The sequence below is a fragment of the Blautia glucerasea genome, assembly GCF_020537505.1.
Classification (GTDB): domain Bacteria; phylum Bacillota; class Clostridia; order Lachnospirales; family Lachnospiraceae; genus Blautia_A.
This window is the reverse complement of record NZ_JAJBMO010000013.1, coordinates 20,014-41,020: the sequence shown is the minus strand read 5'-3', so window position 1 is coordinate 41,020 and position 21,007 is coordinate 20,014. Positions and strand designations below refer to the sequence as shown.

The window sequence follows — 21,007 nt, the reverse complement described above, 5'->3', positions numbered from 1 at the left end:
TATAAGTGATCATAAAATAGGAAAATATGCAGAAAAGCCACAGAATAAGCGGAATTCACCGGGAATTTGACGAACGATTTATGTTTCATACAGAGCAGGACAGCGGTATAATGTTCCTAAAAGTTAAGAATATGGGAGGACATTATGCTGGAGAAAATTATGAATCTGCATATATTGCTCTACAGTATGGCAGCCCTGGGGGCTCTTGGAGCAATTGGAATGCTGACGACAAACCTCACCTACAGAAGAATGTTGAAAAGTACCGGAAGCAAAACCACAGGTGCGAAAAACACCCAAGGAGCAGGCAGCAGCCAGCAGATCAGCCTGAAGGAAAAATGGCTGAGGCTTTGGAAAACACGGGACAGGCTTCTTCACAGAATGAACCGGCTGGTGTGGTATCCGGCACTTTTGTCCACGGCGGTCCTTGGCTGTGCCATCTATTTTTCCAAGACGTTAAGGATAGAAGAGGGACTCCCTCTGACCTATCTGTATGTGGGCGCCGCTGTACCGGTGGTGTTAATGCTTTTACGTCAGGCATTGGATTTTTCTTACAAAGAAGAGCTGGTGATGGATACGCTGGCAGATTATGTGGAGCAGATGAGAAGCTGGGCAGAAGAGATTCCAGCCGCGAAAAAAGCGGACCCTGTTTTACAGGAAGAAATTGTGGACAAGATTACCAGCAGCATCAAGCAGACCGCTGCCTCCGGAAGTCATTTCAGTAAGATGCTGACTCCTGAGGAAGAGAAGATTATGAGGGAAATTATCCGGGAATTTATGGTTTGATGACCAGGTATCGAAAATGTTTTATGCAGCATTTCCTCTTTGGGATTGCATTTTCCCGGAGAAAACGGTATTTTATAAAACAGATGAGGAAACGTACGACTATATAAGTGAGCACAGAAGAAAGCGAGGAGCACACTATGAAAATTGTAATTCTGGAAGCAGACAGCCTGGGACAGGATATGGTATTTACTCCATTTGAGGCACTGGGCGAAGTAGTAATATATCGAAGCACAACCGCAGATGAAATGGAAGAAAAGACAAAAGACGCAGATGTGATCGTAGCAAACAAGGTTCCAATCTGCGAGTCTACCATTGGGAAAGCACAGAACCTGAAGCTGGTCTGCCTGACCGCAACAGGCTTTAACAACCTGGATGGAGACTATCTGAAAAAAAGGGGAATTGCAGCTTACAATGTTGCCGGATACTCCACAAACGGAGTGGCACAGCATACCTTCGCTCTTCTTTTCTATGTTCTGGAAAAACTGAATTATTACGACAATTATGTAAAATCCGGAGAATATGCAAGAGGCACCTGCTTCTCCCACTTCGGACAGAATTTCTTTGAGCTGGATGGAAAAACCTGGGGAATCGTTGGACTTGGCGCCATCGGAAACAGGGTGGCGCAGATCGCCAAAGCATTCGGATGCCATATTATCTGCTACTCCGCTTCCGGGAAGAAATATCATACAGAATATGAGCAGGTAAGCCTGGATGAGCTTCTTTTCCGCTCGGATGTTCTTTCCGTTCATGCGCCGCTGAACGGGTACACAGAGAACCTGATGACACTGGAAAAATTCCGCAAGATGAAGAAATCCGCTATTTTCCTGAATCTTGCACGAGGCGCCATTGTAAATGAGCCAGATCTGTATACAGCTCTTACCGAAGGCTCCATTGCAGGTGCAGGCCTTGATGTTCTTTGCAAAGAGCCAATGGATCCGGAGAATCCGCTTCTTAAGATCCAGGACAGCAATAAACTGATCATTACTCCGCATATTGCATGGGCTGCAAAAGAGACCAGATTCCGCGTAGTGGATGAAGTGGTGAAAAACATTCAGCGGTTCCAGCGTGACGACAGGACTAACAGGGTATATTAAAGTTTCGTTATAATTAAAGAAAAAGTGTTTGAGAATGTCTGATACAAAGGGAGGCTATATGGTAAAGAAATACTATGCAGTAAGAACAGGTAGAAAAACAGGTGTATTTATGACCTGGGCAGAGTGCCAGAAACAGGTCACGGGATTTTCGGGAGCAGAATTTAAGAGCTTTCCCACTATGGAAGAGGCACAGGCATTTGCCGGCGTGGGGGAAGAGGGTATCCCGGATACACCTTCCAGAGCAGAAAAACCTGCGTCAGACCAGGTGATTGCCTACGTAGATGGCAGTTACCGCTCTGACACCGGCGAATTTTCCTATGGAATGGTTATTCTGAAGGATGGAGAAGAGCACACATTCTGTGAAAAAATGACGGACAAAGAGCTGGCACTGATGCATAATGTAGCAGGAGAAATCAAAGGCTCCGAAGCGGCAATGCAGTATGCTGTGGATCATAATATTCCGGAAATCACCATTTACCATGATTATGAAGGCATTGCCAAATGGTGCACCGGTGCCTGGAAAGCTACCAAACCCGGAACAATAGCGTATCAGAGCTTTTACCGGGAAATCACGCAGAAGGTAAAAGTACATTTTATAAAAGTAAAAGGCCATTCCAACGACAAATATAATGATATGGCAGACCAGCTGGCCAAGTCGGCACTTGGCATTTAATCCAGTATTGTATCTATAGCCTGAAATACCTTTGTAAGCCTTCTTTTATTGGATAATATTGTTAAAAATTGTACTCAGTGAGGAAGCTGCCCCATTTGGGTTGAAAATGAAAAATCCAGCTTATATAATAGGCTGCATAGAACAAGAACGGCTGTGAAAAAATAAACATAAAATTACGAAAAAATGCGAAAATACCAAATATAATTGAAAAACAGACTACAATGTACTAAAATAAGTACACATAAAAGAGCAGAAATTTTTATAGGGAAAGTATTAAATATATTTTGAAAATTCTGTCAGGAAAGAGTGAAACCATGAAAGAGAAAAAACTTTTCCGCAAATCTGGTATCTGATGCCAATGGTCAGATTGTGATCACGGATATGCCCAAAGGCAGCTACCGTGTGATCGAGACAAAGACTCCGGACGGTTATATTCCTTCCTCTGTGCCTTATGAATTTTCTATTGAGGCAGCAGGACAGGTGAAGGAGCTGGATGGTATTTATGAGGCTGCATCTGGCAGGGTTGCAGACGTGACGGTTATAAACACAAGGATTTCAACCAGTGTAAATAAGGTGGATGAAGAGGGAAATTATGTTTTCGGTGCAAAATTCGTTGTGAAGGATGCAGACGGAAAGGTTATTATGGACGGGAATGGGAATGCGAAATACGTATTTACCAGCGGAGCGGAACCATACATTCTGAAAGGAATCCCGGCCGGTGATTATTACCTGTCAGAGCTGGAGCCGCCAGAAGGCTTTACCGTTGCCCGTGATGTGAAGTTTTCGGTAAGCAATGAGCCAGATGCAGTGAACACAGTTACCATGGTGGATGAAAAAGAGAAGACTGCCAGCGGTGTAATCACGGTAACCAAGAATCTGTATGATGAAGAGTATAAAGATCTGATGGCAGAGGATGGGGTGTTCTATGTAGCGCTTTTTGCTGACCAGCAGCTGACCACAAGAGTTTCAGCAGTTTCCCCGATCACTTTTAAGGGTGTTTCTTCTTCCAGTACTACTTTTGAGGATCTGAATCCTGGCACCCAGTATTATGTGGCGGAGACAGATGAATATGGCACTGTAATAGATGCAGATATTTATAAGAATATTTACAGCTATACACCAGTTTACCCGGATGGCCAGGAGGTTCAGATCACGAGAAAGGCTCCTGCAAAGGATTATCACTTTAACAACCTGTTCTACGAGCTTCCGGAAGGATACTACTATCAGGGTGTGATCGCGGTCACTAAGAATGTACTGAAGAACGGTGAGGCTGCAGATTCCAAGGATACCTTCTATGTAGGAATTTTCACAGATCCTGAGCATACTAATTTGTTTGAAAATAACGTGTATGAGCTGGCTATGGATGGAAACAGCAGCGTGACAGTTGAAGTTCCGGTTATGATCGGTGATTCCAAGGATGCTGTTGTGAAGTATTACGTAACGGAGACGGATAAAAATGGTGTTCCGCTGGATGAGAGCAGCGACCTTACCTTTACTTATACAGTTAAGGATGGCGACGTGGTTCTGAATTATGAAAATAATAGAGCGGAAGTGGTCATCACCAACGAGTTTGAGGATGTGACACCGACCGTTACTCCGGCTGGGGATATTACAGAAACCCCTGGAGAATCCGATGATTCCCACACAACCAGTACGTATGTAAAGACGGGAGACGATACTCCAATCGGTCTTTATGTGACATTGCTTGTTCTGGCTGCGTGCGCAGTGGTTGCGGCAGTGGTGCTGGCAAAAAAGAAAAATAAAAAGGATTAAAGAAATAAAAATAAGAGGCAGAACCCGGATGTGAAGGGTTCTGCCTCCTGGCTTATAGAAGCTCAGCTGTGGAAATCAGGAAAGTCTGTATCTGAGAACTGCTGAGAGCTCGTAGGATCTTCTTGGAACACCGTAATATCTGCTGTAGCTTTTGGCTTCTGCAAAAAGAGGATCATAAACGTAGCCGTTGATCTCTGCCCATGCATGGGCGTTGTTGTCGCTTTGCTTGGCGTCTGCACAAACATAAACCTTCTTATAGCCGATTGCCTTGGCTAAGTAAGCAAATGCAGAGGCATCTGCGATACAGTCGCCTCTTCCGCGGAGAAAATGGTCGTTGGCATTGACTGCCGGCCAGTTCTTGCCGCCCTGGTCAAAGCGCCGCCAGGTGTAATAGTATTTCTTCATTACCCAGTTAAAACAGGTACGAAGCTTCTGGGATTTGGACATGCGGGAATTGGTGATCTCGGCAACAATCTGCTTGGAACGAAGGTCTGCAATCTGTGCCTGGGACATCTTCTTTCCATTGGCATTGTAGTAAGTGGAACCCTTTTTCTTACCGATCACGTGTCCTTTTTTATCGATAAAGTAGGTGAAGTTTTTGGTCCCACGTTTTACGGTTTTGTTCTTTAGCATGGTTCCATTGGCATTGAAATAAAAATAGTTTTTCCCAATTTTCTGGAAACCGGTAAGACGCTTGCCGTCTTTGTAATATCTTTTTTTGCCGCCTTTTATTGTTTCCCAGCCCTGTTTCTTAGGTGCGGGAGTAGGGGCTGCAGGTGCGGTGGTAACCACTTGTGTGGTCTGTGAGACTGCCGTTTCAGCTGCAAATGCAGATGTGGGTGTCAGTGTAAGTACGGCAGTCGTGAAGAGCAGGATAAGTGTTTTTTTCTTTTTCATATAAATCGCCTCCATAAAAATAAGCTGATAACTTAAAGCTACCCATATTATACTCAATCTTCCTCGATCACCTGTATTTCCAAATAATCGAAATCGATCTCTTCTATAAAATTATCCTGATAAAACCGTGCCTTGCTGTGCTTCTTGAAATCCCGGACTGTGGTATCAAGCCAGATGGGATTTCCAAGATCCAGTTCGTAGCAGATCTGCTCCAGACAGTGGAAAACCTTATGGGTTCGGGTATCCTGGCGGTCATCACAGATCACGGTATCTTTTAACATATGGTTATTTTTCCAGATTCGGCCCCAAAGACGAAACATTTTCGAACACCTCCCCATCATTTTGGAAATTCGTGACTTTTACCTTAACACTGTTTGGGAAAAGTTGCAACAGGAAAGTGGGGCGAAATTTCAGACTATTTTTTTATAAAATACAGCAAAAATACTTTTTAGCACGCTAAAGTGTTTTAGCTTGATTCTTGCGCGGAAATCTACTATAATTAACGGTAATATTTGTCACCCACTAATTACATCCAAATGAGGAGGATTTTTATTATGAAATTATATGATACCGGCGTGTATCTGCAGAACGGAAAGACGATTATTCCGGCAGAGGAAGCGCAGCTCCCTGTTTCAAAGGAAGAAGCAGCGGGAAATACCATTGCCTATTCTATTTTGAAAGCTCATAATACTTCCGGTAATATGGACAAGCTTCAGATTAAATTTGATAAATTGACATCTCATGATATTACCTTTGTTGGAATTATTCAGACTGCCCGCGCATCAGGGCTGGAGCGCTTTCCGGTACCTTATGTTCTGACGAACTGCCATAACTCCCTTTGCGCAGTAGGCGGAACCATCAATGAGGATGACCACATGTTTGGCCTTACCTGTGCGAAGAAATATGGCGGTGTCTATGTTCCGCCTCATCAGGCCGTTATCCATCAGTTTGCCCGTGAAATGCTGGCAGAATGCGGCAAGATGATCCTTGGTTCAGACAGCCATACCCGTTATGGTGCACTTGGAACCATGGCTATGGGTGAGGGAGGACCGGAGCTTGTGAAGCAGCTTCTTTCCCAGACCTATGACATTAATATGCCAGGTGTTGTTGCCATTTATCTGAAAGGCACTCCTCGCCCAGGCGTAGGACCTCAGGACGTTGCCCTTGCAATTATTGGAAAAGTATTTGCAAATGGCTATGTGAAGAATAAAGTAATGGAGTTTGTAGGACCTGGTGTGGCAAACTTAAGCGCTGATTTCCGTATCGGCATTGACGTTATGACCACTGAGACCACCTGCCTTTCCTCTATCTGGCAGACAGATGAGAAGATCCGGGAGTTCTATGAGATCCATGGAAGAGCCGGAAGCTACAAAGAACTGAAGCCAGGCGACGTAGCTTACTATGATGGCTGTGTGGAGATCGACCTTGGTGAGATCAAGCCAATGATCGCCATGCCGTTCCATCCAAGCAATACCTATACCATTGATGAAGTAAATGCAAATCTGGATGATATTCTTGCCGATGTTGAAAAAAGAGCGCAGATAAGTCTGGACGGAAAGATTCCATATACCCTTCGCAATAAGGTGGTAGATGGCAGGCTTTATGTGGATCAGGGAATCATCGCAGGCTGTGCTGGCGGCGGATTTGAAAATATCTGTGCAGCTGCTGATATTCTCCGCGGCAGCAGCATTGGTGCAGATGCTTTTACCTTAAGTGTATATCCGGCAAGTACGCCGATTTATATGGAACTGGCTAAGAACGGTGTTCTGGCAGATCTTCTTGAGACAGGTGCGGTTGTGAAAACTGCGTTCTGCGGACCATGCTTCGGTGCTGGTGATACTCCGGCAAACAATGCCTTCAGTATCCGTCATACTACCAGAAACTTCCCGAACCGTGAAGGCTCCAAGATCCAGAACGGCCAGATTTCTTCCGTTGCACTTATGGATGCCCGTTCTATCGCAGCTACAGCTGCGAACAAAGGCTTCCTTACCTCAGCAGAGAACTTTACAGGTGAGTACAGAGGCCAGAAATACTTCTTTGACAAGACAATTTATGACAACCGTGTATTTGACAGCAAGGGTGTGGCAGATCCGTCTGTGGAGATCCAGTTTGGACCGAACATTAAGGACTGGCCGAAGATGCCTGCACTTGCAGAGAATCTGGTACTGAAGGTTGTATCCGAGATCCACGATCCGGTAACCACCACAGATGAGCTGATCCCGTCTGGTGAGACTTCTTCCTACCGTTCCAATCCTCTTGGACTGGCTGAATTTACCCTTTCCAGAAAGGATCCGGCTTATGTAGGACGTGCGAAAGAGATCCAGAAGGCAGAGCATGCCATCGAAAACGGCGAATGTCCGGTTGAGGCAGTTCCGGAGCTGAAGCCGGTTATGGAAATCGTTCATAAGGATTATCCGGAGGTTGGCAAAGGAAACCTTGGAGTAGGAAGTACCATTTTCGCTGTGAAGCCAGGTGATGGTTCCGCCCGTGAGCAGGCTGCTTCCTGTCAGAAGGTACTGGGCGGCTGGGCAAACATTGCCAACGAATATGCTACCAAGCGTTACCGCTCCAACCTGATCAACTGGGGAATGCTTCCATTCCTGATCCCGGCTGGCGACCTTCCGTTTGCAAACGGTGACTACCTGTTTTTCCCGGAAATCCGCAAGGCTGTTGAGGAAAAAACAGAAAATATTACAGGCTATGTAGTGAAAGAGAGCGGACTGGTACCGTTCACAGTTACACTTGGGGAGCTGACAGATGATGAGAGAGAAATTATTCTGAAGGGCTGTCTGATCAATTACAATAGAAAATAGAGATGCTATGAGGCAGGTCATTTTTTCTTCGGAGAGAGTGGCCTGTTTTTTGCATGGAAGACGGGTGATTTCTGTAAGACGTTATCCTATAAATATTCTGAATAATCATAATAATTGATAAAATACACAGAAATACAACATAAAATAATAAAATAAAACAGAAATAAATGAAAAAATATGCGAAAAAGCATTGACAAATTAAAAGAGAGATGGTAATATAAACACATCAAAAGAAAACAAGAGAAAAACAAAAACACCCTCATAAAGAAAGGAGCTTCGTGATTCCAATGGGAACATAAAATTTTTCTAATCAATATAAGAGAGACAGGGATCGCATTTCCTGCAAGAAGACCTGATACGAGAACCGTGTAAATAGAAAATTTAGTATCACTTGATTCAGCTGATACTTAGAAACGTGTCAAAGGTGAATAGAAGCGATCACTTATATTGAATATCTGTCCACCACTAATACAAAGATCTGGAACTTGTGTAAAGAAACATTTCTCCAGAGAATATAACCCTTATCACAGATAAGAACGATATTTTGAGATCCATATTGAATTTTTAGAATATGAATCGAAGCTTTGCATTAGAAGAATATCACATTTGATATTCCAGTCAGAAATATATCTGGAACTTCCGCTCAGACTTTTTTCGTATAATACATATGAGAGAGCATATGAACCAGTAAGTGGTTTTGGATTTAACCTATTTAAGTTTGAAATTGTTTATAATAATGATTCAGAGCTTAAGAAGTGTATCCGGTATTTCTGCAAACGAAATTATAACCCGTGAAATTATAATTTCAATCTATCAAACTTCTAAATAAACCGAATGATAAACATCATATCGTTTATGAGCAGGAAATAAGTCAAGATATTTTAAATAAAAGAACAACTAAATATAGAACAACTGAATAAAGACCACGTAAATATTAAATTGTAAATCAATTTGAAAAACGAGGAAAAGACCATTGAATACTGAAGAATTTTAGGACGGTCATCATTTGAAACAGAAGTAAAATGATGACCGTCCTTTTCTTGGGTTGTGAAGGAAGGTGGCCCTGACAGAGGGAAATGCTTGTAAAACGGAGAGGGTTCCGCTATAATGAGGCAAAGAAATGCATGTAAGTGAATCAATGGAAGGATAAAAAGAATGTTCAGTGGAAAAATAGAGGATTACATCCTTTTCGAAGATAAAGAGATTATTGTTTGCCGCAAACCGGCGGGAATAGCCGTGCAGAATGCCAGGATCGGAGCCATGGATCTGGAGAGCAGTCTGAAGAATTATCTGGCAATAAGGGCTGGAGATGAGGGAAAGATGCCGTATCTGGCAGTAATCCACAGGCTGGACCAGCCGGTGGAAGGGGTTCTGGTATTTGCAAAGACGCCGAAGGCGGCGAAAGGATTAAACACCCAGATCACAAATGGAAAGATGGAGAAAATTTATCTGGCGGTGACCTATGGGCAGCCGGATACAAGGGCATGGGAAACAGAGGCCGGGCATGATGGAGACAAAAGTAAATCGGTTGTTTTGGAAGATTACCTGAAAAAGGATGGCAGAACGAACACCTCCGCAGTTGTAAATGCAGGAATCACAGGTGCGAAGAAAGCCAGACTTTCCTACAAGGTTCTTGGGGAGGCTGTGGATAAAATTTCGGGAAAGAAAAAATGGCTGCTCCGGATCCATCTGGACACAGGCCGCCACCACCAGATCCGGGTGCAGATGGCACATGCCGGAATACCTCTGGCAGGCGACCGGAAATATGGCACCGGAACGAATGTGACAATTGGAAGCGGAAGTCTGGCGCTGTGTGCTGCAAGCCTTACTTTTTCCCATCCTGTGACGGGCCGGATAATGAAATTTGAGACGAAGCCGGAAGGCAGTGGATTTGCAGAATTTCAAATGTGAAAAACTCAAAAAAACTATAGACGTGGAACGGAAAACGTGTATAATGTAGAAGCAAGATTAGAAAGAAGATTAGAAAGATACTGGACAATTACCATTCAACATTCAGATGAGGAGTGAATAAAATGAAAAAAGTAGCAGTGATACCTGCTGTTCTTCTGGCTGCATTATGCACTTTGACCGGGTGTAAGAAGGAAGAGGTACAGGAAGTAATTGCCCCGCTGGTAACCGATGGGCAGACGGAAGAATCCACAGAGGAAGTTCAGGAAGAGACGGATCCTGTGATTCCGGAGATTGATACAAATGTAGAGATCCAGGCAGGAGCCCGTGTGGCAGTTGTCAGCAAGAGCACAAGCGGTGAGTTCTGGAGCCTGGTAAAAAAGGGCATGGAGCAGGCCATCGCAGATGTAAATGAGGCTTATGGTTTCCAGAAGGATGACCAGGTGACTATGACCTTTGAGGGAGCCAGTGATGAGAAGGATGTGGAGAGTCAGGTGAATACTCTGGATGCGGTAATTGCAGAGAATCCGGATGTCCTTTGCATTTCTGCAAGCGATATGGATTCCCTTCAGGCACAGCTGGAGGCAGCCAAGGAGAATGGAATCCCGGTTGTGGCATTTGATTCCGGCGTCAGTGACAGCAAGATGATCCGGGCCTTCCGCGGTACCGATAATACCCGTGTAGGCGAGATCGCAGCGTACAGACTGGCAGTCTCCATTGGAAAAATGGGAAAGGTTGCCGTATTTTCCGCTCAGGAGAAAACGCAGAGCATTCAGGAGCGTGTGTCTGGCTTTACTGATTATATTGCCAATTATCCGGATATCGAGGTTGTGGATGTGATCTACCAGGATCAGGTGGATGATATGACCGCTGCCATGCAGGAGGTTCTGGATAAGAATCCACAGTTAGACGGCGTATTCTGTACCAATGCAGATATATCAGACATGTATCTGGATATGGAAAAAGATGAGACGAAGGATCCGGCTGTGATGGTTGGGGTTGATGCTACGGCGAAGCAGCAGGATGCCATCCGCAATAATAAAGAGGTAGGTGTGGTTTCCCAGCAGCCTTATGCCATGGGCTATCAGACAATCTGGACAGCACTTACGACCACAGCCCCGAAGAAGAGTGTGGAGATTACCAGAAATGTGCGGATCGATCCGGCATGGATCGATGGATCTGTGATTGACAATCCGGCTTATAGTGCATATTTGTATGCGAATTGATTTTACAAGGGGAAAATTGGGGACCGGTACAGGAAACAGAAAGGTTACGAAAGAAGTTTATAATTAATTTACGAAAGAGAAACTGCTTTGTATAGCATGATTTACCAGAGAATGGGAATGCTGATACAAGGCAGTTTTTTTGATATATTATAGACAAATTGGCAGTGGGTGTCTGAATTTTAGTCAATGCTTAACAATTGTATAACGACAAACTAACAGGAATTTGTTAGCATATAATTACTTTTTTGAAGTGTGAAAAAATTGACGATATGCTATAAAATAGAAGTCGGTTTTTAAATAATATGCACAAAAAAGTTGCTATCCAAACAGGATTGTGTTAAAATCTGTCTATAAAATGAGACTTGAGATAGGAGATTTTTATGAAAAAATGGGGAGATATCATCAAGAATATGACTTTGCTTAGTCAATTTAGCTTATCCTTTATTACTCCTCTGCTTTTATGCCTGCTGATCTGCTGGTGGATGAGTACGAATCTGGGCATAGGAGCATGGATTTTCATTCCCGGCTTTTTTTTCGGACTGGGAGGTTCCTTTACTGTAGCCTATAAGCTATACCTCTCCGTAACCGGCCATCAGAAAAAAGAGAAAAAAAAGAATAAAGTTTCATTTAACAGACATCATTAGAGTAACAGAAGGGAGTTTTTTATGGGCAGAATGTTTGCAGATGTGCAGCCAGCTGTGAAGAAAGAGACGAAGAAGGTTGCCATTGGTACATTTGTATGCGTAATTTTAATGTGGGCTGTATTTGGAATTGGGCATCTGGCAGCGCCGGAGCAGATTCCATTTGATTATACAGTGATCCTTGCCGGATTTATAGGCGGGGTGGTAGCAGTACTGAACTTTTTCCTTATGGGACTGACCGTTCAGAAGGTAGTATCCATGGAGGATGACAAACAGGCTGCGGCGAAGATGAAGACCAGTTATACCCAGCGAATGACATTTCAGATCCTCTGGGGCATTCTGGCAATTGCAGTTCCCTGTTTTCAGTTTGCAGCAGGACTTCTTCCATTGCTTTTCCCAAACATTGTGATCAAGACGGTGGGGATTCTTGGGGGAAAGAAGGCTGCGTCATAATGATATATGGCAACTATTTGGCATGGAGCATTCGTTGAAATGTCAAGTGGCTGCGATGTGAAAAATTTAAAATGACAGGAGGTGAGAGTACATGGACATAGAAATAACCGGTGGCAGGATATTCTATACGTTTCCCTTTGAAGTACCGGTCCTGGGGAAATTCCAGATCACGGAGACGCTGGTGGTAAGCTGGCTGGTCATGCTTTTGATCACAGGCTTATGTATCTGGCTGACACATGATCTGAAGGTGGAAAAGATATCCAGGAGACAGGCAGTGGCCGAGCTTCTGGTGGAGACAGCCAATAAGTTTGTGATTGGCAATATGGGTGAGAAATTCAGGTATATGATTCCTTTTGTGGCAGCACTTTTTGCTACCAGTGTGGTATCCAACCTGATCAGTCTTGTGGGACTCCGGAGCCCTACAGCAGACCTTTCTACAGAAGCTGCATGGGCAATCGTGGTATTTACCATGATCACGGCGCAGAAGATCAAGACAAATGGTTTCGGCGGATATATGAAGGGATTTACAACTCCAATTCCCATTATGACGCCGTTTAACATTCTTTCTGAGATCGCGACACCGATCAGTATGGCATGCCGTCATTTCGGAAATATCCTTTCCGGTGTAGTTATCAATGGTCTGATCTATGCAGCACTGGCGCTGGCAAGCTCCAAGCTGTTCGGACTGATTCCAGGTATTGTAGGTGATGTATTATCGAAGATCCCGTTCCTGGATGTTGGTATTCCGGCAATCATGTCAGTATATTTTGACTGGTTCTCCGGAATCATGCAGGCATTTATTTTCTGTATGCTGACTGTCATGTATATAGCGAATGCCGCAGAAGAGTAAGTACGTATTTAAAGCAAAAGAAATCATAAATAACAGGAGGATTTGATTATGGATTTTACAGTATTGGCAAAAGGTATCGCACTGGCTGGTTGTGCAATTGGTGCTGGTCTTGCACTGATCGCAGGTATCGGACCTGGTATTGGAGAAGGTAACGCAGTTGCGAAAGCTCTGGAAGCAATCGGACGTCAGCCGGAGTGCAAAGGTGATGTAACATCTACCATGCTTCTTGGTTGTGCTATCGCAGAGACCACCGGTATTTACGGTTTTGTAACCGGTCTGCTTCTGATCTTCGTTGCACCTGGTACCTTCATGAAATTCCTTGGATAATTAAGGACAAGTACAACAGGAGGTTAGAACATGCAGGTACAGGAACTTGTAGGAATTGTGCCGTGGACGTTTGTCGCACAGATCTGCAACCTTTTTCTCCAGATGTATCTGATAAAAAGATTTTTGTTCAAGCCTGTCAATGAAATGCTCCAGAAGAGAAGAGCAATGGCAGATGCCGAGATCCAGGATGCCACAAAGGCCAAGGAAGAGGCGCTTGCCATGAAGACAGAGTATGAACAGAATATGCAGCAGGCCAAGGCGAAGGCCAGCGATATTGTCACAGAGGCACAGAAGACAGCTTCCCTCCAGAGTGAGGAGATCCTGAAGAGTGCAGCCCAGGAAGCCAGCGCTATGAAAGAGAAGGCTGAGAGCGACATTGCACAGGAGAAACGCAAAGCTGTCAATGAAGTGAAAAATGAGATCGGCGGCATGGCAATGGAGATTGCCGGCAAGGTGATCGAGCGTGAGATCAAGGAAGAGGATCACGCGAAACTGATCGACGAGTTTATTTCGAATGTAGGTGAGGCATCATGACGCAGATTGCCAGATTATATGGCGGCAGCATGTATGACCTTGCTGCCGAAGAACAGCTTACCGACACTGTGTTGGAGCAGATGCAGACCATCCGGCAGCTTTTCCGGGAAAATCCCGATTATGTGAAATTGTTGTCAGAGCCCTCTATTCCCAAGGAAGAGAGGAAAAAGCTTCTTGATACTGCATTTGGAACAGAAGCAGAACGGTATCTGGTGAATTTTCTGAAGCTGCTGTGTGAGCGCGGGATCCTGGGAGAGTATTCCGGGTGCTGCGAGGAATTTACACGGCGGTACAATGTGGACCATAATATTGCTACGGCAGTGGTGACCAGCGCGGTTGCACTGACAGAGGAGCAGATGGCAGCGCTTAAGGACAAGCTGGAGAAGATTAGCGGCAAGACCGTTACTCTGACCCAGAAGACAGATCCGACGGTGCTTGCAGGTCTTAAAGTGGAACTGGAGGGCAGACAGCTGGACGGTACGGTAAAGAGTCGTCTGGATGGCCTTTCCAGGAAATTAAACGAGCTTATAGTATAAGGATGGATAGAGAAAATGCAGCTTAAACCTGAAGAAATTTCAAAAGTCATCCGCAGTCAGATCAAATATTACGATAACGCCATCAAACAGAATGAGACCGGTACGGTTCTCATGGTTGGTGATGGTATTGCCAGAGCCAGCGGCCTTATCAACTGTATGGCAGGCGAGCTTCTTGAATTTGAGGACGGAAGCTTCGGAATGGCACAGAACCTGGAAGAGAACAGCGTATCTATCGTATTATTTGGTGATGATTCCGGCATTGGCGAAGGTCAGACCGTAAAGCGCACCGGAAAGGTTGTATCCGTTCCGGTTGGAGAGGCTATGATCGGGCGAGTTGTAAATGCCCTGGGACAGCCTATTGACGGTGCAGGACCTGTAGTGACAAGTGAATACAGGGCAATTGAGAGCCCGGCACCAGGTATCTGCGAGAGACAGGGCGTTAACCAGCCCCTGCAGACCGGTATTAAGGCAATTGATTCCATGGTTCCTATTGGAAGGGGACAGCGAGAGCTGATCATCGGTGACCGTCAGACTGGTAAGACTACTCTGGCAGCAGACACCATTATCAACCAGAAGGGTAAGGACGTGATCTGTATTTACGTAGCGATCGGACAGAAACGTTCTACCGTATCTTCCTTGGTTGAGACACTTACCAGAAACGGCGCTATGGATTACACCATTGTTGTAGCGGCTACCGCATCTGAGGCCAGCCCTCTGCAGTACATTGCACCATATTCCGGATGTGCAATGGGTGAATATTTTATGTATAAGGGGAAAGACGTGCTTATCATTTACGATGATTTAAGTAAGCATGCAGTTGCTTACCGTGCACTTTCCCTGCTGATCCGCCGTCCACCGGGACGTGAGGCATATCCTGGAGATGTTTTTTATCTCCATTCCAGACTTCTGGAGCGTGCGGCCAGACTGGACGAGGCACATGGAGGTGGTTCCCTGACTGCGCTTCCGATCATCGAGACACAGGCAGGAGACGTTTCCGCATATATTCCGACAAACGTTATTTCTATTACAGACGGACAGATCTTTCTGGAGACAGAGCTGTTCCATTCCGGCGTTATGCCGGCTGTAAACCCTGGTATTTCCGTATCCCGAGTTGGTGGAAATGCACAGATCAAGGCAATGAAGAAGGTTGCCGGTACTTTGAAGCTGATTTATTCCCAGTATCGGGAGCTGCAGAGCTTTGCCCAGTTTGGATCTGATCTGGATGCAGATACCAAGGCCAGACTGGAGCAGGGTGCCCGTATTGTGGAGGTTCTGAAACAGAACCAGAATGCACCGGTACCAGTTGAGAAGCAGGTAGCGATCCTTTATGCGGTAACCAAGGGAATTCTTTCCAGGGTAGCCATAGATGATGTAAGAAGCTATGAGGCCGGTCTTTATACCTGGCTGGACAGCGATGCACAGGGCGCTGCTGCTATGCAGGAAATCCGCTCCACAGGCGCGTTATCTGTGGAGACAGAAGGCAGGCTTAAGAGTGCGCTGGAACAGTATACTGAGAATTTTGTGAATACAAGACCTGAGAAATAAATTGTGACAAGGAGGACTTTTTATGGCTGCAAACATGAAAGCGGTAAAGCTGCGTATCAAAAGTGTGCAGAGCACCATGCAGATTACCAAGGCAATGGAACTTGTAGCATCCTCCAAACTGCGTAAAGCAAAAGAAAGGGCTGAAGTCTGCCGGCCGTATTTTGAGACCATGCATCAGACTCTGGCGGATATTGCACAGGGGAATACAGATTTTTCCTCTGTCTATGCAAGAGAATCCCAGAATGAAAAGCGCTGCTACGTGCTGATTGCTGGTGACCGTGGCCTGGCTGGCGGATATAACACCAACCTGTTTAAATGTCTGGAAGCAGCCTCATCTGGACAGGATTTTCTTGTCCTTCCCATTGGGAAAAAGGCTGTGGAGTATTCGAAGCGAAATGGATTTGCCTGTGTTACGGAGAGCTTTGGCGAGATCGCTGATATTTCCGTGGCAGACTGCTTTGAGATGGCGAATCTGCTCTGCGGGGAATTTAAGAAAGGGGAGTTCGGACACATTGATCTGTGTTATACCAGATTTGTTTCCATGCTTTCCCAGCAGCCATCGGCAATTCCGGTGCTGCCTTTAAATGACCTGACCAAGGAGCAGGATATAAAGAGCATCCGGAACCTGATCCTGTATGAGCCGGATGCATCTGAGGTATTTGAAGCCATTGTTCCGGAGTATCTGGCAGGGCTGATCTATGGTGCTGTGTGCGAAAGTGTGGCCAGCGAGCTGGCAGCAAGACGTACCGCCATGGAGGCTGCTACCAATAATGCTGAGGAAATGATTGAGAAGCTGAATCTGCATTACAACCGGGCACGTCAGGCAAGCATCACGCAGGAGATCACAGAGATTGTTGGAGGTGCGGAGGGAGTATAAGATAGGTGCAAAATATATTGCTGCCACGAAAGAGACAGCACTTACAATATTAGTTGATATTTTGTATTTATAGAATATTCATCCGCGTTCTGGCTGGAGAAAAAGTGAGATATAGTGAAAAAATAACGAAATATCACTATATGGATTTTTCAGAGAGTCAGTTACAGAAATAATGATGATTATGAAGGATAGAAGCCTTCAATCTATAAGGAGACTGCTAAATGAGCGAAAAACACATTGGCGAGGTGGTGCAGGTAATCGGACCGGTACTGGATATCCGGTTTGGCCATGATGAGCTGCCGGCACTTCTCAATGCCATCGAAATTGATCATGAAGGCACCCGGCTCACAGCAGAGGTTGCCCAGCAGATCGGGGATAATACGGTACGCTGTATCGCCATGAATTCCACCGATGGTCTGGTAAGGGGCACCAAGGCTGTAGATACCGGGGAACCTATCAAGGTTCCGGTTGGAGAAGAGTGCCTGGGACGAGTATTTAACCTTCTGGGTGATCCGGTAGATAATCTTCCAGCACCAGAGACCAAGGAGCACTGGGCGATCCACCGTCCGGCACCATCCTATGAGGAGCAGATGCCAGCTACCGAGATTCTGGAGACTGGTATCAAGGTCGTAGACCTGATCTGCCCTTATGCAAAGGGAGGTAAGATCGGTCTGTTCGGAGGTGCTGGTGTTGGTAAAACAGTTCTTATCATGGAGCTGATCCACAACGTTGCTACAGCACATGGCGGACTTTCTGTCTTCACAGGTGTTGGAGAGCGTACCCGTGAGGGAAATGACCTTTATAATGAGATGAAGGAGAGCGGCGTTATCGACAAGACGGCTCTGGTTTATGGCCAGATGAACGAGCCGCCGGGAGCACGTATGCGGGTTGGTCTTTCCGGGCTGACCATGGCAGAGTATTTCCGTGATGTAAAGAATCAGGATGTGCTTCTTTTCATTGATAATATTTTCCGTTTTACACAGGCTGGTTCAGAGGTTTCCGCGCTTCTTGGACGTATGCCTTCTGCGGTAGGTTATCAGCCTACACTGGCGACCGAGATGGGTGCCCTTCAGGAGCGTATCACTTCTACCAGAAAGGGTTCCATCACATCTGTACAGGCTGTTTATGTACCTGCCGATGACCTTACAGACCCGGCTCCGGCTACCACATTTACCCATCTGGATGCGACCACCGTACTTTCCCGTGAGATCGCCAGCCAGGGTATTTATCCGGCAGTGGACCCTCTTGATTCCACCAGCCGTATCCTTTCCCCGGAGGTAGTTGGACAGGAGCATTATGAAATCGCACGTGCAGTACAGAGAGTTCTGCAGCGTTATAAAGAACTGCAGGATATTATTGCAATTATGGGTATGGATGAGCTTTCAGAAGAGGATAAGCTGACGGTAAGCCGTGCACGTAAGGTGCAGCGCTTCCTGTCACAGAGCTTCTCTGTTGCAGAGCAGTTTACCGGTATGCCGGGACAGTATGTTCCGCTGAAAGAGACTCTCCGTGGATTCAAGATGATCCTGGATGGCGAGTGCGACAGCATTCCAGAGAGCTGCTTCCTGTTTGCGGGAACCATTGACGACGTATTTGAGAAAGCAAAAAATAACCAGAATCAGTAAAGGAGGCTGCCTATGAGGACATTTCCCCTTAGAATCGGTACCCCCGACGGCCTGCTTTTTGAGGGAGAGGTGCAGCGCATTGTGTGCCGCAGCATTACCGGTGATCTGGCAATCCTGGCAGGACACTGCAATTTCTGTACCGCTCTTGGAATGGGCGAGGCCCATGTGATACTGGAGGATGGCACCAGCCGTAGCGCAGCATGTATCGGCGGTATGCTCACCGTGATGGACGGCAATTGCAGCCTTCTTGCAACCACCTGGGAATGGAAGGAAGACATTGACGCCGACCGCGCCGGCAGAGCCAAGGACCGTGCCAAGGAAAAACTGGCCCAGGGTGGCCTTTCCGATAAGGAATACAAGATCGTGGAAGCCAAGCTGCAGAGGGCACTGGTGAGACTTAGTGTGAAAAGTTAAGAAATGAAGGAAAAAGGACAGTTATACCTGAAAAGTATGAAAGGGGAGACTGTCCTTTTTATAGCCATATGAAAAGTGCGGGCAAATGTAACTGAAAACTAAATTTAAGTCGGGGAAACAAATCACGGTTAAAGGTATTAACACGTAAAAGGTTTATTGATTTCTTCCAGGGACATATCTGCGGTGTCATTTTGTCCAGCGGCAGTACGGAGTTCCTGCCAAATAGTGTGGATTTTCGACTTTAAAACGTCAAATTCCCATCACATAAAAGCGTTGACATAAAAGTGTGGGGGCGTTACAATAAGGTGTCGGAAAAATGTGAAAAAAGGGCTGGAGTGAACCGGTCCTTTTCTTACTTTCCAACAAAATAAGACCTGGAAAGTAGAGCGTGAATGTGATTAAAAATGGTTTCTGTTCACAGGGAATATTCTATAAAATGATTATTGAGTACAAGGTAAATAGAAACTAAAGCAGCAGCCAGGCACTATAAAATGAAAAAGCAAATAAGGGGGACGATTTGAAAGAAAGAGAAACATTTGGATCGCGGCTGGGATTTATCCTGGTTTCCGCAGGATGCGCCATTGGACTTGGAAATGTATGGAAGTTTCCGTATATGGCGGGAAAATACGGCGGAGCGGCATTTATTCTGATTTATCTGGTATTTTTGGTGTTGTTGGGACTGCCGGTTCTGGTATGTGAATTTACAGTAGGACGTGCAAGCCGTAAAAGTACGGCAAGGGCGTTTCACTACCTGGAGCCAGAGGGGGCAAACTTCCACAATTTCAGCTACATGAGCATGGTTTCCAACTATGTGCTGATGATGTTTTATACCATGGTAGCTGGATGGATGCTTTATTATTGTTACGCCATGGCAGCAGGCAGGCTGGCTGGGAAAGACTCCACACAGGTGGCAGACTATTTTACAGGACTTCAGGGATCCGCTGGTACAATGACCTTATGGATGGTTATTGTAGTTGTTTTATCCTTTGGTGTGTGCTCCTTAGGCGTGCAGCGTGGCCTGGAGAAAATTACAAAAGTAATGATGATGTGCCTCCTGGCACTTATTGCAGTTCTGGCTATCCATTCCCTTACACTTGACGGGGCAATGGAGGGCGTGAAGTTTTATCTGGTACCGGATTTCACCTCTATGAAAGAAATTGGAATCGGAAATGTGATCTTCGGCGCTTTGTCTCAGGCATTCTTTACGCTGAGTATTGGTGCCGGTTCCATGACGATTTTTGGAAGCTACCTTGGAAAGGACAGATCCCTTCTTGGAGAATCCATTCACATTACAGTGCTGGATACCTTTGTGGCACTGATGGCGGGACTGATCATTATTCCGGCATGCTTTGCATTTGGCGTAGAGCCAGGGGCTGGCCCGGGACTTGTATTTATTACTTTGCCAAATGTATTTAATCAGATGGCAGGTGGAAGATTATGGGGCGCATTGTTTTTTATGTTTATGTCCTTTGCTTCCCTGTCTACCGTAATCGCGGTGTTTGAGAATATTTTGTCTTATTCCATGGACCGGAAAGGCTGGAGTCGTGGAAAAGCTGTTGCAGTAAATATGGTGGCAATGATCCTTCTTTCCCTGCCTGCAGTTCTGGGCTTCAATGTGCTGTCTGACATTCAGCCACTTGGTGCAGGAACCAATATTATGGATCTGGAGGACTTCATTGTGTCCAATAACATCCTTCCACTTGGATCCGTAGTATTTGTAATGTTCTGCGTATCAAAGTATGGCTGGGGCTGGAAGAACTTTATTAAAGAGGCTGACACTGGAAAAGGACTGAAATTCCCTGCAAATGTGCAGAAATACATGTTATACGTGATTCCGGCGATTGTAGTTGTGATTTATCTGAAAGGCTATTATGATATGTTCAGCCCGAAAGGACCGGCTGTGCTGGCAGTATGGATGATTGTGAGTTTGCTGGTACTGGGCTTTGTGGGATGGATCATCTTTGGGAAGAAAAAGAAGAAGCGTTAAGAAAGCGCATAATGATTTTTACTGGCCTCGTCAGTGTACAGAAGTATCAGA

At 45.5% G+C, this 21,007-nt stretch carries 20 protein-coding genes; 18 read left to right on the top strand and 2 right to left on the bottom strand.

Going from position 1 to position 21,007, the window contains the following annotated elements; all coding sequences use genetic code 11:
* The first annotated feature begins 144 nt into the window (after positions 1-144).
* The 4 genes from LIQ05_RS11500 to LIQ05_RS11485 all read left to right on the top strand — a co-directional run bounded on the left by LIQ05_RS11500 (position 145) and on the right by LIQ05_RS11485 (position 4,323).
* Complete coding sequence (locus tag LIQ05_RS11500; protein WP_226820738.1) at positions 145-783, top strand: hypothetical protein; 639 nt, start codon at positions 145-147, stop codon at positions 781-783.
* 137 nt (positions 784-920) lie between these two features.
* Positions 921-1,877, top strand: a complete 957-nt coding sequence (locus LIQ05_RS11495) for a D-2-hydroxyacid dehydrogenase (RefSeq protein ID WP_226820736.1) — start codon at positions 921-923, stop codon at positions 1,875-1,877.
* 58 nt (positions 1,878-1,935) lie between these two features.
* On the top strand, positions 1,936-2,550 hold the full coding sequence (locus LIQ05_RS11490) for a viroplasmin family protein (RefSeq protein WP_226820734.1): 615 nt from the start codon (positions 1,936-1,938) through the stop codon (positions 2,548-2,550).
* Between the two features lie 342 nt (positions 2,551-2,892).
* Positions 2,893-4,323 (top strand): SpaA isopeptide-forming pilin-related protein, encoded by a 1,431-nt coding sequence (locus LIQ05_RS11485; protein WP_226820812.1) that lies wholly within the window; start codon positions 2,893-2,895, stop codon positions 4,321-4,323.
* Positions 4,324-4,398: 75 nt separating this feature from the next.
* On the opposite strand, the gene LIQ05_RS11480 is transcribed toward LIQ05_RS11485, so the two are convergent.
* Together LIQ05_RS11480 and LIQ05_RS11475 are read right to left on the bottom strand one after the other, a co-directional pair.
* Positions 4,399-5,220 (bottom strand): transglutaminase domain-containing protein, encoded by an 822-nt coding sequence (locus LIQ05_RS11480; RefSeq protein ID WP_226820732.1) that lies wholly within the window; start codon positions 5,218-5,220, stop codon positions 4,399-4,401.
* A 53-nt stretch (positions 5,221-5,273) separates the two neighbouring features.
* On the bottom strand, positions 5,274-5,540 hold the full coding sequence (locus LIQ05_RS11475) for a hypothetical protein (protein ID WP_226820730.1): 267 nt from the start codon (positions 5,538-5,540) through the stop codon (positions 5,274-5,276).
* Positions 5,541-5,774: 234 nt separating this feature from the next.
* On the opposite strand from LIQ05_RS11475, the gene LIQ05_RS11470 reads away from it, so the two are divergent.
* The 14 genes from LIQ05_RS11470 to LIQ05_RS11405 all read left to right on the top strand — a co-directional run bounded on the left by LIQ05_RS11470 (position 5,775) and on the right by LIQ05_RS11405 (position 20,956).
* Entirely contained in the window at positions 5,775-8,033 is a 2,259-nt protein-coding gene (locus LIQ05_RS11470) for a hydratase (protein ID WP_226820728.1), read from the top strand.
* A gap of 1,155 nt (positions 8,034-9,188) precedes the next feature.
* Positions 9,189-9,944 (top strand): RluA family pseudouridine synthase, encoded by a 756-nt coding sequence (locus tag LIQ05_RS11465; protein WP_226820726.1) that lies wholly within the window; start codon positions 9,189-9,191, stop codon positions 9,942-9,944.
* Positions 9,945-10,066: 122 nt separating this feature from the next.
* Positions 10,067-11,167, top strand: coding sequence for a substrate-binding domain-containing protein (locus LIQ05_RS11460; RefSeq protein WP_226820724.1), 1,101 nt, complete (start codon positions 10,067-10,069; stop codon positions 11,165-11,167).
* Positions 11,168-11,547: 380 nt separating this feature from the next.
* Entirely contained in the window at positions 11,548-11,811 is a 264-nt protein-coding gene (locus LIQ05_RS11455; protein WP_226820722.1) for an AtpZ/AtpI family protein, read from the top strand.
* Between the two features lie 21 nt (positions 11,812-11,832).
* Positions 11,833-12,261 (top strand): ATP synthase subunit I, encoded by a 429-nt coding sequence (locus tag LIQ05_RS11450; protein WP_226820720.1) that lies wholly within the window; start codon positions 11,833-11,835, stop codon positions 12,259-12,261.
* A 91-nt stretch (positions 12,262-12,352) separates the two neighbouring features.
* Entirely contained in the window at positions 12,353-13,111 is a 759-nt protein-coding gene (locus LIQ05_RS11445; protein ID WP_226820718.1) for a F0F1 ATP synthase subunit A, read from the top strand.
* Between the two features lie 48 nt (positions 13,112-13,159).
* A complete protein-coding gene (gene atpE / locus LIQ05_RS11440; RefSeq protein WP_179962564.1) occupies positions 13,160-13,438 on the top strand; it encodes an ATP synthase F0 subunit C in 279 nt (92 codons plus the stop codon).
* Positions 13,439-13,468: 30 nt separating this feature from the next.
* On the top strand, positions 13,469-13,972 hold the full coding sequence (gene atpF, locus LIQ05_RS11435; protein WP_226820716.1) for a F0F1 ATP synthase subunit B: 504 nt from the start codon (positions 13,469-13,471) through the stop codon (positions 13,970-13,972).
* A complete protein-coding gene (gene atpH / locus LIQ05_RS11430) occupies positions 13,969-14,508 on the top strand; it encodes an ATP synthase F1 subunit delta (RefSeq protein WP_226820714.1) in 540 nt (179 codons plus the stop codon). Before atpF ends, atpH begins: the two co-directional genes overlap by 4 nt.
* Positions 14,509-14,523: 15 nt before the next feature.
* Complete coding sequence (gene atpA, locus LIQ05_RS11425) at positions 14,524-16,053, top strand: F0F1 ATP synthase subunit alpha (RefSeq protein ID WP_226820712.1); 1,530 nt, start codon at positions 14,524-14,526, stop codon at positions 16,051-16,053.
* Between the two features lie 22 nt (positions 16,054-16,075).
* Positions 16,076-16,930 (top strand): ATP synthase F1 subunit gamma, encoded by an 855-nt coding sequence (atpG, locus tag LIQ05_RS11420; RefSeq protein WP_226820710.1) that lies wholly within the window; start codon positions 16,076-16,078, stop codon positions 16,928-16,930.
* A gap of 221 nt (positions 16,931-17,151) precedes the next feature.
* Positions 17,152-18,555 carry a F0F1 ATP synthase subunit beta gene (atpD, locus tag LIQ05_RS11415; protein ID WP_173716854.1) on the top strand — a complete coding sequence of 468 codons (1,404 nt, stop codon included), beginning with the start codon at positions 17,152-17,154 and terminating at the stop codon, positions 18,553-18,555.
* Between the two features lie 12 nt (positions 18,556-18,567).
* Positions 18,568-18,969, top strand: coding sequence for an ATP synthase F1 subunit epsilon (atpC, locus tag LIQ05_RS11410; protein ID WP_226820708.1), 402 nt, complete (start codon positions 18,568-18,570; stop codon positions 18,967-18,969).
* 517 nt (positions 18,970-19,486) lie between these two features.
* A complete protein-coding gene (locus tag LIQ05_RS11405) occupies positions 19,487-20,956 on the top strand; it encodes a sodium-dependent transporter (protein ID WP_226820706.1) in 1,470 nt (489 codons plus the stop codon).
* Positions 20,957-21,007: the final 51 nt, after the last annotated feature.

What these genes read in the sequence shown, in the direction of transcription:
- LIQ05_RS11500 (WP_226820738.1), top strand. Translation starts at nt 145, where the DNA reads ATGCTGGAGAAAATTATGAATCTGCATATATTGCTCTACAGTATGGCA.
- LIQ05_RS11460 (WP_226820724.1), top strand. Translation starts at nt 10,067, where the DNA reads ATGAAAAAAGTAGCAGTGATACCTGCTGTTCTTCTGGCTGCATTATGC.
- LIQ05_RS11450 (WP_226820720.1), top strand. Translation starts at nt 11,833, where the DNA reads ATGGGCAGAATGTTTGCAGATGTGCAGCCAGCTGTGAAGAAAGAGACG.
- LIQ05_RS11465 (WP_226820726.1), top strand. Translation starts at nt 9,189, where the DNA reads ATGTTCAGTGGAAAAATAGAGGATTACATCCTTTTCGAAGATAAAGAG.
- LIQ05_RS11475 (WP_226820730.1), bottom strand. Translation starts at nt 5,540, where the DNA reads ATGTTTCGTCTTTGGGGCCGAATCTGGAAAAATAACCATATGTTAAAA.
- atpG (WP_226820710.1), top strand. Translation starts at nt 16,076, where the DNA reads ATGGCTGCAAACATGAAAGCGGTAAAGCTGCGTATCAAAAGTGTGCAG.
- atpE (WP_179962564.1), top strand. Translation starts at nt 13,160, where the DNA reads ATGGATTTTACAGTATTGGCAAAAGGTATCGCACTGGCTGGTTGTGCA.
- LIQ05_RS11490 (WP_226820734.1), top strand. Translation starts at nt 1,936, where the DNA reads ATGGTAAAGAAATACTATGCAGTAAGAACAGGTAGAAAAACAGGTGTA.
- atpD (WP_173716854.1), top strand. Translation starts at nt 17,152, where the DNA reads ATGAGCGAAAAACACATTGGCGAGGTGGTGCAGGTAATCGGACCGGTA.
- LIQ05_RS11480 (WP_226820732.1), bottom strand. Translation starts at nt 5,220, where the DNA reads ATGAAAAAGAAAAAAACACTTATCCTGCTCTTCACGACTGCCGTACTT.
- atpA (WP_226820712.1), top strand. Translation starts at nt 14,524, where the DNA reads ATGCAGCTTAAACCTGAAGAAATTTCAAAAGTCATCCGCAGTCAGATC.
- LIQ05_RS11445 (WP_226820718.1), top strand. Translation starts at nt 12,353, where the DNA reads ATGGACATAGAAATAACCGGTGGCAGGATATTCTATACGTTTCCCTTT.
- LIQ05_RS11470 (WP_226820728.1), top strand. Translation starts at nt 5,775, where the DNA reads ATGAAATTATATGATACCGGCGTGTATCTGCAGAACGGAAAGACGATT.
- atpH (WP_226820714.1), top strand. Translation starts at nt 13,969, where the DNA reads ATGACGCAGATTGCCAGATTATATGGCGGCAGCATGTATGACCTTGCT.
- LIQ05_RS11495 (WP_226820736.1), top strand. Translation starts at nt 921, where the DNA reads ATGAAAATTGTAATTCTGGAAGCAGACAGCCTGGGACAGGATATGGTA.
- LIQ05_RS11455 (WP_226820722.1), top strand. Translation starts at nt 11,548, where the DNA reads ATGAAAAAATGGGGAGATATCATCAAGAATATGACTTTGCTTAGTCAA.
- atpF (WP_226820716.1), top strand. Translation starts at nt 13,469, where the DNA reads ATGCAGGTACAGGAACTTGTAGGAATTGTGCCGTGGACGTTTGTCGCA.
- atpC (WP_226820708.1), top strand. Translation starts at nt 18,568, where the DNA reads ATGAGGACATTTCCCCTTAGAATCGGTACCCCCGACGGCCTGCTTTTT.